Below are 11133 nucleotides of genomic sequence, written 5' to 3'. Positions count from 1 at the left end.
GATCCACACTTGGGAAGTCAATTGCGACAGCTGTGCCAAAGCGCTGAGCTTTGAGTTCGCGGTCGACGCCAAGCTCGGCAACAAGGCTGAAAAGCCCGCTGCCACGGCGCGGATTGCAGAGTTGGGCTGGACCTCTGTCGGCGAGAAACACCTGTGCCCGAAATGCCAGGAGCCTGCGTGATGAAACGCCTCGCTCTGGCCGCTATGGTCGGGGCCAGCCTGCAGGGCTGCGCCGCCGAGCCGGTGCAACTCGAAACAAATCGTAGCTACATCCTGGAATGGATCGGCGAATATCCATTGATGGACTACAGCCACCTGACCATCACCCTCGGTGAAGACGGTCGGGCCTATGGCAGTGGCGGCTGCAACCATTGGTTCGCGCCGTACACCCTGGAAGGCCACGCGTTGAGCTTCGGCAAGATCGGCAGCACCCGCAAACTTTGTGCGCCAGCGCTCATGGAGCAGGAACAACGCTTTTTGAAGGCACTGGAAGGCGTACAGCGCTGGGACGTTTCGCCGATTGAGCAGATGCGATTCTGGCCAGCGCAAGGCAAGCCATTGCGTTGGTGGCTTGAAGAGGGTTGATCCCTCTACCCGATCGTTCCCCACGCTCTGCGTGGGAACGATCATGCGATCACTTGAAGGCTTGCAACGCCTCAAGCTTCGCCATCACCCCCGCCGCCGTCTGCTCGCCCATCAGTTGTTCACGTACCTTGCCTTTGTTATCGATGATGTACGTCACCGGCAGGGCCTCAGTGCGCGGCAATTCAAAAAGATCGGCCGGGTCTGCAGCCAGTACCGTGAACTTGATCCCCAGTTTTTCACTGGCGCTTTTCAGCTCTTCGCCCTGCACATTGTCAAAGTTGACGCCGAACACGCCGATTTTCTTGTCCTTCAATTGATCAGCCAACGCATTCAACTGCGGGATCTCGGTCCGGCATGGGCCACACCATTCGGCCCAGTAATTGAGCACCACCCATTGTTTATCCAGCCGTTCGGACGCCACTTTCTGGCCGTTCTGGTCGACGCCATAGTCATTGCCGCAGCCCCCCAGCATCAACGCCCCGAAAATCGCCAATGCCGCTGCCAGTCGCCTTGTCATGTCGTATTCCTTGTTCAAAATTGAATGCGCCTGCGACCCTTCGCCTCGCAAGGTTCAGGATTACGCGCTGCACAGTTAGAATAGCTGCCACTTTACGCAAGAAGCGACCCGCCCATGACCGATCTGACGCTTTATCACAACCCGCGCTGCTCGAAATCCCGCGGTGCGCTCGAACTGCTCGAAGCCAGAGGCGTAACTCCGACTGTCGTCCGTTACCTCGAAACCCCGCTGGACGCCACGCAAATCCAGAGCTTGCTGACCAAACTCGGCATCGGCGCCCGGCAACTGTTGCGCACTGGCGAGGACGACTACAAAACCCTCAACCTGGCCGACAGCAGCCTGAGCGAAGCGCAATTGATCGCGGCCATCGCGGCTCATCCGAAACTCATGGAGCGCCCGATTCTCGAAGTCGGCGACAAAGCCGTCATCGGTCGTCCGCCAGAGAACGTGCTGGAGTTGCTGCCGTGAGCACACCCTACATTCTGGTTCTGTATTACAGCCGTAGCGGCTCGACCAATGAAATGGCCCGGCAAATTGCCCGTGGCGTCGAGCAGTCGGGGATGGAAGCGCGCCTGCGCACCGTGCCGGCGATCTCCACCGAATGCGAAGCCGTGGCGCCCGACATTCCGGACACAGGTGCGCTGTACGCCAGCCTCGATGACCTGAAAAACTGCGCGGGCCTGGCCTTGGGCAGCCCGACCCGTTTCGGCAACATGGCGGCGCCGCTCAAATACTTCCTCGACGGCACCAGCAACCTGTGGCTGACCGGCGCCCTGGTGGGCAAGCCAGCTGGCGTGTTCACCTCCACCGCCAGCCTGCACGGCGGTCAGGAAACCACGCTGCTGTCGATGATGCTGCCGCTGCTGCACCACGGCATGCTGATCACCGGCCTGCCCTACAGCGAATCTGCCTTGCTCGAAACCCGTGGTGGCGGCACGCCGTATGGCGCCAGTCATCACGCCGGAGCCGATGGCAAAAGTGGTTTGAATGAGCATGAAGTGGCGCTGTGCCGGGCCTTGGGCCTACGGTTGGCGAAGACTGCGCAAAAGCTGGGGAACTGACGTGGCCAAAAAGCCGAAGATTCTGCCCTCCATTGAATGGCTCGAACCACGGGTGCGGGCAATGCGCATCGTCAGCCTGCTGTGCTTTTTCGGGCTGGTGGGGCTGTTGTGCGCCTATTACCTGGTGTTTGCCGACCTGCATGGCGCGCGGCCGTGGGTGATTTTGCTGATCGAACTGGTGCCGCTGCTGTTGCTCGCACCGGGAATGATTATCGGAAGCGCCCGTGGGCATTCGTGGATGTGTTTTGTGGTGAACCTGTATTTCATCAAGGGCGCACTGGCGGCGTATGACCCGAACCGCCAGCTGTTTGGTTTGCTGGAGATGGGCGCAAGTCTGGCGGTGTTTTGTTCGGCGCTCTTGTATGTGCGGTGGCGGTTTCAGCTCAATCGCAAACTGGCTGGCGAGGGCGAGATCTCCGCAGCCTGATCTGGCCCCTTCGCGAGCAAGCCCGCTCCCACATTCGACCGCATTCCAACTGAAGGAACACGGTTTAATGTGGGAGCGGGCTTGCTCGCGAAGGGCGCGACTCGGAGTCAATGATTCACTGTGTAGGCGAGCATCATCGAAATCTGGCTCATCGGCCGCCCGCCACTCTGCTCATGCCACTGGTTGAACACATCTTGCACCAAGGCCAGATCCCGCTGGCTGCTCGGCACCTTGTCGACGATCTTCTGTGCATTCAATGCCGCGATCACGTCGTAGCTCGGCACAAACGTGTCCTTGCCGACCATGCGCAAGAAACGCGGCGCCGACAACCCGCCCAATTGGTGGCCGCGCTTTTTCAGGTACGTCCACAGCCCGACGATATCGGTCACCGGCCAATCGGCAATCAGCGCACCGAAGCTGCCCTTCTCATGCGCCACGTCTAGAATGAACTGCGCATTGCGCGGCACGCTCTTGAGCTTGCCCAGATGGCGGATGATTCGCGCGTCCTGCATCAGGCGTTCGAGGTGTTCGGCGCTCATCAACACGACTTTTTCCGGGTCGAACTTGAAGAACACTTCTTCGAAGGACGGCCACTTGGCGTCCACCAGGCTGTGCTTGAGCCCGGCGCGGAATACACGCAGCGCCATGGTCGAGAGGTAGCGGTCGTCGCTGATCTTGCGCAATTGCGCCGGGGTTTTTGGAATGGGCAGATGGGCTTCCAGTTCAGCTGCCGAACCGAAGCGGTTCAGACAGTATTCGTGCAGCCACTTGTAATCGCGCATGCCCTCTCCTGAGGTTTGAAAATGATCTGTAGGAGCGACCTGTGGCGAGGGGGCTTGCCCCCGTTGGGCTGCGAAGCAGCCCCAAATCTCTGATATACCAAAGATATTGTGAGTGCTACGCACTCAAACGGGGGCAAGCCCCCTCACCACAGGCTCACCCCTACAGTTTCTGTCTGATTAGAGGTTTACTACGTTGACGAAGCGCGAAGCCGCCGATTCGTCAATCTTGAGGCTGGTGAAATCGAACAGGTTGCGGTCCGCCAGTTGCGACGGAATCACGTTCTGCAGGCTGCGGAAAATGCTTTCAGTACGACCCGGGGTCTTGCGCTCCCAATCTAATAGCATGTCCTTGACCACCTGACGCTGCAGGTTTTCCTGAGAGCCGCAAAGGTTGCACGGGATGATCGGGAATTGCTTGAAGTCCGAGTAAGCCTGAATGTCTTTTTCGTTGCAGTAGGCCAGCGGGCGGATCACCACGTTGCGGCCATCGTCGGCGCGCAGTTTTGGCGGCATGGCCTTGAGCGAGCCGTTGAAGAACATGTTGAGGAAGAACGTCTCGACGATGTCGTCACGGTGATGACCGAGGGCCATTTTGGTCGCACCGATTTCGTCGGCGAAGGTGTACAGCGTGCCGCGACGCAGGCGCGAGCACAGCGAACAGGTGGTCTTCCCCTCGGGAATAAGCTCTTTGACCACGGAGTAGGTGTCTTTCTCGACAATGTGGTACTCGATGCCCAGTTCCTTGAGGTAAGCCGGCAACACGTGCTCCGGGAAACCCGGCTGTTTCTGGTCCATGTTCACGGCCACGATCTCGAACTTGATCGGTGCGACCTTCTGAAAATGCATCAGCACGTCGAGCATGGTGTAACTGTCCTTGCCACCGGACAGGCAGACCATAACCTTGTCACCGTCTTCAATCATGTTGAAATCGGCAACCGCCTCACCGGCCTGACGGCGAAGGCGCTTTTGCAGTTTGTTCTGGTTGACCGTGAGAGTGCCCATGTCGCGAAATCCGTGAGGTGTGACGAAAGGCCGGCATTTTACGCAAAAACCCGCCATCGGCGAAGTACCCACTATCCCCTGTGGGAGCGAGCATGCCTGTGGCGAGGGGGCTTGCCCCCGTTGGGTTACGAAGTAACCCCCCAGCCTTCCAGATAATCTTGGCGCTTGTTTGAGACCGCTGCGCAGCCGAACGGGGGCAAGCCCCCTCGCCACAGTTAAGTTCGCACACAGGGACTTATGTCAACAGACCCGTCTGCGATTACCGGGAGGGTTTTCAGTGCGATATGCTCTAAGCCCCTATTACCTGTGCGGTTAAGTCCTTTCTATACTGCGACATAAGGTCGCATTCAAATCCAGACCTTTACTTACTTGGCCACTTTGGCCCGTAGGCGCTCCGCTGGGGGGCGACGGTAAAAACAAGAGGAGTGACTGGCATGATCCATCACGTAGTGGGGCTCTTCACCCACCCCGACCAGGAATGGAAAGAAATCCGTGGCGACAATGAGGAAAGCATTAGCYACATGTACCTGACTCACACGCTGATTCTGGCGGCGATCCCCGCCGTGTCAGCGTTTATCGGCACCACAAAGATCGGTTGGGTGTTAGGCACCCGGGCACCGGTGATGCTGACGCAGGAAAGCGCGCTATGGATGACGATCATGTCGTACGTGGCGATGCTCGGCGGTGTAGCGGTCATGGCCGCGTTCATCCACTGGATGGCCCGTACCTATGACGCCAACCCGAGCCTGGCCCGTTGCGTTGCGTTTGCGACCTATACCGCGACCCCGTTGTTTATCGGCGGACTGGCGGCGCTGTACCCACACTTGTGGCTGGGAATGATCGTCGGGACGGCGGCCATCTGCTACACGGTGTACCTGCTGTATGTGGGACTGCCCACTTTCATGAACATTCCATCAGACGAGGGGTTCCTGTTTTCAAGTTCAGTACTTGCCGTAGGCCTGGTGGTGCTAGTGGCCATCATGGCGTTCACAGTCATTGTCTGGGGACTCGGCGTGGGGCCGGTCTATACTAATTAATGGTCCTTTCCACCCAAAAACAAGATCTGCCAACACAGGCCGCCGCAAGGCGGCCTTCTAATGTCCAGGGATAGAAGGCGCTTACGACCATTCAGCACCTCGGCGATTCGCAAGACCCCAGGGTTGCGGCATACTCGACGTCTCTGGAGACCCATCAAGCATGCCCGAGCAGCTCAATACCCGCGTCGAAGACTGTTACCAACTCGCCGAATCCTTTTTCAAACGCACTTTCAAACGCCCCGTGGTGAGCCTCAAGCTGCGCGGACAAAAAGCCGGTGTCGCGCATTTGCACGAGAACCTGCTGCGCTTCAACCCGCAGCTGTACCGGGAAAACAGCGAAGACTTCCTCAAGCAAACCGTGGCCCACGAAGTCGCCCACCTGATCGCTCATCAACTGTTTGGCGACCGCATCCAGCCTCATGGCGAAGAGTGGCAACTGATCATGCGCGGCGTGTACGAACTACCGCCCAATCGCTGCCACACCTACGACGTCAAACGCCGCAGCGTGAAGCGCTATATTTACAAATGCCCGTGCGTGGACAGCGATTTCCCGTTTTCGGCGCAGCGCCATGGGTTGGTGAGTCAGGGGCGCCGGTACTTGTGCCGGCGGTGCCGGAGTACGTTGGTGTTTAGCGGGGAGATGCGGGTCGAGTAAGTCAGATTTGTGGTGCCTGCACTGGCCTCTTCGCTAGCAAACCCGCTCCCACATTTGATCTGTGCACGACCTGGATCCAATGTGGGAGCGGGTTTGCTCGCGAAGAGGCCAGGTAGAGGCGCTAGAGAATCACCTTGGCACGCCGCAATTCTTCGATTCGCTGCGCACTCAACCCCAACTCCCCCAACACCTGATCCGTATGCTGCCCCAGCGCCGCGCCAATATGCCGGGGCTCAGGCAACCCATCTGAAAACTTCAACGGACAGGCCATCTGCGCCTGGTTCGTACCATCCCCGCGCGGCACCTCGGTCACCAGCTCCCGCGCCTTCATCTGCGGATGCTCAATCACTTCGCTCAAACTCAACACCGGCTCGACACACGCATCAAGCTCTGAAAACAGCCCGCACAACTCGCTAAAATCGTGCTTCTCGAATTCAGTCTTCAGCGCGTCCTTGAGTTTTTTTTGATTCGCAGGTTGTGGCGATAAACCCAGGGACGCCAATTCTTCGAGTCCCAACGCCGCGCACAGATGCTTCATAAACGCCGGCTCCAGACTGCCCACCGACATCCAGCGCCCATCGCGAGTACGGTAATAGTCATAGAAGCTACCGCCGTTGAGCATCTGGTCTTCCCTACCCGGCTGCGCGCCGCATGCCAGATACCCGGCGCCCGCCATGGCGTTCAGGCTGAACGCGCAGTCGGTCATGCTCACATCCAGATGTTGCCCCATCCCGGATTGTTGCCGGGCGATTACCGCTGCCAACAGGCCGATGACCCCGTGAAGCGAGCCCCCGGCGACGTCCGCCACTTGCATGCCCAATGGCAATGGCCCGCTTTCGGCGCGGCCGGTGTAGCTGGCCAGGCCCGCCAGCGCCAGGTAGTTGATGTCGTGGCCTGCGCGGTCCTTGTAGGGGCCGGTCTGGCCGTAACCGGTGATCGACACGTAGATCAACTTCGGGTTGATTGTCTTCAACGCTTCATACCCCAGCCCCAGGCGCTCCATCACACCGGGACGGAACTGCTCCAGCACAATGTCGTATTCGGCCAGCAGCTGCTTGATTACCTCCAGCGCCTCGGGCTGCTTGAGGTCCAGCGCCAGGCTGCGCTTGTTGCGATTGAGGTAGGCGTGGCTGGCCGACACGCCGTGATCGTGGGGCGGCAACACCCGCAGCAAGTCCATGCGGGTTGGTGATTCGATGCGCAATACCTCGGCGCCCATGTCCGCCAGCAACAACGAGGCAAACGGCCCCGGCAGCAACGTTGAAAAATCCAGAACCTTAAGTGATGCCAGTGGCCCGAGCATGAGCGATCTCCGTGAACGATACTTCCAGCCTAGGCAGCCAATGGCCTTGCGGCAATCACCCGAAGTGTCAGCAAAGGTGACCGTTACGCTCAAACCGCAAGTATGAAAAAACCCGCCGAAGCGGGTTTTTCAGTACAGAAAGAGTTACTTGACGTTGGTTGGGGTTGGGCCTTCGTGAACGCCCAGGTCGTCTTTTTCGCGTTCGTCGGCGATACCGCGACCGCCAGACGCCAGTTCAGCGTGCAGCACGTCGGTGTCCAGCTCCTTGACCCACTTGGCTACAACCAGAGTTGCCACAGCATTACCCACCAGGTTGGTCAGGGCGCGGGCTTCGGACATGAAGCGGTCGATACCCAGGATCAGCGCCAGGCCGGCAACCGGCAGATGGCCAACAGCGGACAAGGTAGCGGCCAACACGATGAAACCACTACCGGTCACGCCAGCAGCGCCTTTGGAAGACAGCAGCAACACCACCAGCAGGGTGATCTGGTGCGTGATGTCCATGTGGGTGTCGGTCGCCTGAGCGATGAACACCGCCGCCATGGTCAGGTAGATCGCAGTGCCGTCGAGGTTAAACGAGTAACCGGTCGGGATCACCAGACCCACAACGGATTTCTGCGCGCCCAGACGCTCCATCTTGATCAGCATGCGCGGCAGCACCGATTCCGAAGAAGAAGTACCCAGCACGATCAGCAGTTCTTCACGGATGTAGCGAATGACTTTCAGCACGCTGAAGCCATGAGCGCGAGCGATACCGCCCAGCACGACCAGAATGAACAGCAGGCAAGTGATGTAGAAGCAGGCCATCAGTTGACCCAGCTGCACCAGCGAACCGACACCGTAGGCGCCGATGGTGAACGCCATGGCACCGAAGGCACCCAGTGGCGCGAGCTTCATGATCATGTTGATGATGTTGAACATCACGTGGGCGAAGCGATCGATGAAGTCCAGGATCGGCCGGCCATAGGCACCCAGGCGATGCAGGGCGAAACCGAAGATCACCGAGAACATCAGCACTTGCAGGATATCGCCCGTGGCGAACGCGCCGACGATGGTGGACGGGATCACGTTCAGGAGGAAGCCAACCACGCTTTGATCCGCACCGGCCGCTACATACTGGGCGACTTTGGAAGCGTCCAGCGTGGTCACGTCGATGTGCATGCCGGCACCCGGCTGGACGATGTTGACCACCACCAAACCGACCAGCAAGGCGATGGTCGAAACGATTTCGAAGTACAGCAGCGCGTAGCCGCCGGTCTTGCCGACCGACTTCATATTCTGCATGCCGGCGATACCGCTGACCACGGTGCAGAAGATGATCGGGGCGATGATCATTTTGATCAGTTTGATGAACCCGTCACCCAAGGGCTTGAGGGCAACACCGGTCTGCGGGTAGAAGTGACCGAGCAGGATGCCGATGGCGATGGCAACGATCACCTGAAAATACAGGGATTTGTACAGTGGCTGACGAGTCGTCATTGCAAAGTTCCTCAAGAGTGCCCCGTCACAACATCCATCTGTTGTCCAAGACACTTCAATTGCGAACCCTCCTGCTTCTGGAGGGATTTGTTTTGTCGAGCTGCGCGGCGGCAGGCATCTGCTCGTTGTATCGCAAGGCCCGTGCCACCTTTCAAAAACTGCCTGCAAGCCTATTAATGCCAAGGGTTACAGGATTCTTGCTGTGATCCATCGACGACAACAATGTGGCGGATTTCCGCCTATCGACCTGACCTCATCCTGCTATTTGGCGGATATCCGCCTTGTCCATCGCACGGAAGCACCGCTACCATTCGCCCGTTCAATGGACGGAATTGCCTGCTCATGCGCGAACGCACCATCTCCAGTCATTTCGCCCGCGCSGCCCTTGGTGGCGCGCGCCGGCTGGGTGTCGATTATTCAAACCTGCTGCAACAACTGGGCATCAGTCCTGAGTTGCTGGAGGAGCCGCGTGCGCGAATCGCGCCCGAACAGTTCGCGCGATTGATCCAGGGTCTGTGGCAGGCACTGGACGACGAATACCTGGGATTCGCGCCGGTGCCGAGTAAAACCGGGAGTTTCGCGATGATGTGCCATGCAGTGATCCACTGCCGCAACCTGGAAAAAGCACTGCATCGCGGCTTTATGTTTTATAGCTTATTCCCCGAAGGTCCGCGCCTGACCCTGACGTACGAAGACGAAATGATCCGCCTGAGCCTTGATGATTCGAAGTTTCAGGACCCGGACCATTTCCTCACTGAAAGCCAGCTGATGGTCTGGCACCGCCTCGGCAGCTGGCTGGTCGGCCAGCGCATACGGTTGGAAATGGCAACGTTCAGTTACCCACGACCTGAACACGGCGCGGAATACGATTTGATGTTCCCCTGCCCGATGCAGTTTGGCGCGGCACAAAGCAGCCTGCTGTTTCACGATCGTTACTTGAGCATGCCGCTGTTGCAGGACGAACGCACCCTCAAACATTTCCTCGAACATTCCCCTGCCGACCTGCTGTCACGCCCGGATGACGGCGATAGCCTGAGCAGCCGGCTGCGCCGTCTCCTCAGCCGCGACAGTTCACGCTGGCCGGACCTGGAAACCGTGGCCGCGCAGATGCACATCAGCCCGCAGACATTGCGTCGGCATTTGCGCGAGGAAGGCTCGAGTTTTCAGGAGTTGAAGGATCAGCTGCGGCGGGACATCGCAATTTATCACCTGGGGCGGGCGGATTTGTCATTGCAGCAGATTGCCGAGCAGCTGGGGTTTTCCGAGCCTTCGGCGTTTCATCGGGCGTTCAAGAAGTGGACCGGGTTGACGCCTGGCGCCTATCGCGCGCAAGAGAATTGATTGATCGTTCCCACGCTCCGCGTGGGAATGCAGCCTGGGACGCTCCGCGTCCCCGCCAAGCGGACGCAGAGCGTCCATTGAGGCATTCCCACGCAGAGCGTGGGAACGATCATAACGCGGTCTACCTGACTGAACGCCTACGGCGGATCAAGCCTGTCCAGCATCCGATTCACCGCCAGCTCCCCCAGCATCACAAGCTGCGCAATCCCCAGCACCGTGTTGCGGTGCGCCCCCTCCACCAACCCGGCGAAATCACTCAGCATCACACTCGCCGACGCCATGGTTTCACAAGCGTTAACCAGCAGGGTTTCGTCATCAGTGTCAGCACCGACGAAGTAGATCGTGCTGGGTTTGCGTGGGGTGTCTTTGGGAATGACCGGTTTTAGGTAGTAATCGAGGGCGCGGTCAGCGGCTTCGTTGAGCTTTTTGGAATCGGGGGTTTCGTAGGGGGAAACGTCGTCGGTTTCGGGCGGGTTGGGTGTGATCTTGAACATAGGAAGCTCCGTGGTTGATTGAGCCGCCACGACCTATCGCTAAACAAGTAAAGGTGGCGGCTGTACGCAGGTTAGCGATCCGGGTCACAGAAACCCCGGGTAGACTCGAAGGTCTCCCACGCACAGCCACCATTACGCGAATTGCAGGCACTAAAAACCGCAATCAAAACTGGGCGCTTTTGCGTCTGTGTTGGGGGCGGATCGCTAAACCCGATCGCTGATTYGTCAGCGACCCGCAAACGATAGAACCCACGCCCCAGGCGCACAAGCCGGCGGATTCTGGCGCAGTCGTAGGCAGCGGCGCAAGGATGTGTAGCCTGAGAGAGTGTCTGGAGGTGTCTTTTAAACAGCTCTGTTTATTGTTCACACTGTGGGCTTTGCGGTGAATGAGCCGACCCCTTCGCGAGCAAGCCCGCTCCCACATTCAATCGCATTTACCCTGAACGAACT

At 58.7% G+C, this 11133-nt stretch carries 13 protein-coding genes and 1 pseudogene; 8 read left to right on the top strand and 6 right to left on the bottom strand.

The features are described 5' to 3' along the window. Both AC1DRJ_RS12505 and AC1DRJ_RS12500 read left to right on the top strand, forming a co-directional pair. Positions 1-181 (top strand): annotated as a pseudogene (locus AC1DRJ_RS12505) (hypothetical protein); the annotation flags it as partial. Further along, entirely contained in the window at positions 181-585 is a 405-nt protein-coding gene (locus AC1DRJ_RS12500; RefSeq protein WP_477802423.1) for an META domain-containing protein, read from the top strand. The pseudogene AC1DRJ_RS12505 and the gene AC1DRJ_RS12500, both read left to right, overlap by 1 nt. Positions 586-634: 49 nt before the next feature. Here AC1DRJ_RS12500 and AC1DRJ_RS12495 read toward each other — a convergent pair whose 3' ends face one another. Continuing rightward, a complete protein-coding gene (locus AC1DRJ_RS12495; protein WP_477802422.1) occupies positions 635-1102 on the bottom strand; it encodes a TlpA disulfide reductase family protein in 468 nt (155 codons plus the stop codon). 114 nt (positions 1103-1216) lie between these two features. Between AC1DRJ_RS12495 and arsC the strand changes: the two genes are divergently transcribed. From arsC to AC1DRJ_RS12480, 3 genes are read left to right on the top strand one after another with little or no spacing between them, the layout of a single operon-like run. Next, positions 1217-1570, top strand: coding sequence for an arsenate reductase (glutaredoxin) (gene arsC / locus AC1DRJ_RS12490; RefSeq protein ID WP_477802421.1), 354 nt, complete (start codon positions 1217-1219; stop codon positions 1568-1570). Beyond that, positions 1567-2163: an NAD(P)H:quinone oxidoreductase gene (gene wrbA / locus AC1DRJ_RS12485; protein WP_477802420.1), complete on the top strand. Its 597-nt coding sequence runs from the start codon at positions 1567-1569 to the stop codon at positions 2161-2163. The genes arsC and wrbA overlap by 4 nt, the downstream gene beginning before the upstream one ends. A 1-nt stretch (position 2164) precedes the next feature. Continuing rightward, positions 2165-2590 carry a DUF2069 domain-containing protein gene (locus AC1DRJ_RS12480; protein WP_477802419.1) on the top strand — a complete coding sequence of 142 codons (426 nt, stop codon included), beginning with the start codon at positions 2165-2167 and terminating at the stop codon, positions 2588-2590. 107 nt (positions 2591-2697) lie between these two features. Here AC1DRJ_RS12480 and AC1DRJ_RS12475 read toward each other — a convergent pair whose 3' ends face one another. After that, complete coding sequence (locus tag AC1DRJ_RS12475; protein ID WP_477802418.1) at positions 2698-3372, bottom strand: DNA-3-methyladenine glycosylase I; 675 nt, start codon at positions 3370-3372, stop codon at positions 2698-2700. A 177-nt stretch (positions 3373-3549) separates the two neighbouring features. After that, on the bottom strand, positions 3550-4374 hold the full coding sequence (gene ttcA, locus AC1DRJ_RS12470) for a tRNA 2-thiocytidine(32) synthetase TtcA (RefSeq protein WP_477802417.1): 825 nt from the start codon (positions 4372-4374) through the stop codon (positions 3550-3552). A 434-nt stretch (positions 4375-4808) separates the two neighbouring features. Between ttcA and AC1DRJ_RS12465 the strand changes: the two genes are divergently transcribed. Both AC1DRJ_RS12465 and AC1DRJ_RS12460 read left to right on the top strand, forming a co-directional pair. Continuing rightward, positions 4809-5411: a Yip1 family protein gene (locus AC1DRJ_RS12465; RefSeq protein WP_477802416.1), complete on the top strand. Its 603-nt coding sequence runs from the start codon at positions 4809-4811 to the stop codon at positions 5409-5411. Between the two features lie 160 nt (positions 5412-5571). Then, a complete protein-coding gene (locus tag AC1DRJ_RS12460) occupies positions 5572-6066 on the top strand; it encodes a SprT family zinc-dependent metalloprotease (protein ID WP_477802415.1) in 495 nt (164 codons plus the stop codon). Between the two features lie 121 nt (positions 6067-6187). Here AC1DRJ_RS12460 and AC1DRJ_RS12455 read toward each other — a convergent pair whose 3' ends face one another. Together AC1DRJ_RS12455 and AC1DRJ_RS12450 are read right to left on the bottom strand one after the other, a co-directional pair. Further along, positions 6188-7369 carry a CaiB/BaiF CoA transferase family protein gene (locus tag AC1DRJ_RS12455; protein ID WP_477802414.1) on the bottom strand — a complete coding sequence of 394 codons (1182 nt, stop codon included), beginning with the start codon at positions 7367-7369 and terminating at the stop codon, positions 6188-6190. 144 nt (positions 7370-7513) lie between these two features. Beyond that, the gene (locus tag AC1DRJ_RS12450) at positions 7514-8848 is read right to left on the bottom strand and encodes a dicarboxylate/amino acid:cation symporter (RefSeq protein ID WP_477802413.1); all 1335 of its coding nucleotides are present in this window, start codon (positions 8846-8848) and stop codon (positions 7514-7516) included. A gap of 342 nt (positions 8849-9190) precedes the next feature. Between AC1DRJ_RS12450 and AC1DRJ_RS12445 the strand changes: the two genes are divergently transcribed. Next, a complete protein-coding gene (locus tag AC1DRJ_RS12445; RefSeq protein ID WP_477802412.1) occupies positions 9191-10189 on the top strand; it encodes an AraC family transcriptional regulator in 999 nt (332 codons plus the stop codon). A gap of 137 nt (positions 10190-10326) precedes the next feature. Here AC1DRJ_RS12445 and AC1DRJ_RS12440 read toward each other — a convergent pair whose 3' ends face one another. Beyond that, on the bottom strand, positions 10327-10683 hold the full coding sequence (locus AC1DRJ_RS12440) for a DUF6124 family protein (RefSeq protein ID WP_477802411.1): 357 nt from the start codon (positions 10681-10683) through the stop codon (positions 10327-10329). Positions 10684-11133: the final 450 nt, after the last annotated feature.

It is taken from the genome of Pseudomonas sp. P5_B2, from assembly GCF_056400445.1.
Note: the sequence above shows the minus strand (reverse complement) of the source record. Positions and strands in the feature narration are given on the sequence as shown.

What these genes read in the sequence shown, in the direction of transcription:
- AC1DRJ_RS12500 (WP_477802423.1), top strand. Translation starts at nt 181, where the DNA reads ATGAAACGCCTCGCTCTGGCCGCTATGGTCGGGGCCAGCCTGCAGGGC.
- AC1DRJ_RS12495 (WP_477802422.1), bottom strand. Translation starts at nt 1,102, where the DNA reads ATGACAAGGCGACTGGCAGCGGCATTGGCGATTTTCGGGGCGTTGATG.
- arsC (WP_477802421.1), top strand. Translation starts at nt 1,217, where the DNA reads ATGACCGATCTGACGCTTTATCACAACCCGCGCTGCTCGAAATCCCGC.
- AC1DRJ_RS12475 (WP_477802418.1), bottom strand. Translation starts at nt 3,372, where the DNA reads ATGCGCGATTACAAGTGGCTGCACGAATACTGTCTGAACCGCTTCGGT.
- ttcA (WP_477802417.1), bottom strand. Translation starts at nt 4,374, where the DNA reads ATGGGCACTCTCACGGTCAACCAGAACAAACTGCAAAAGCGCCTTCGC.
- AC1DRJ_RS12460 (WP_477802415.1), top strand. Translation starts at nt 5,572, where the DNA reads ATGCCCGAGCAGCTCAATACCCGCGTCGAAGACTGTTACCAACTCGCC.
- AC1DRJ_RS12455 (WP_477802414.1), bottom strand. Translation starts at nt 7,369, where the DNA reads ATGCTCGGGCCACTGGCATCACTTAAGGTTCTGGATTTTTCAACGTTG.
- AC1DRJ_RS12450 (WP_477802413.1), bottom strand. Translation starts at nt 8,848, where the DNA reads ATGACGACTCGTCAGCCACTGTACAAATCCCTGTATTTTCAGGTGATC.
- AC1DRJ_RS12440 (WP_477802411.1), bottom strand. Translation starts at nt 10,683, where the DNA reads ATGTTCAAGATCACACCCAACCCGCCCGAAACCGACGACGTTTCCCCC.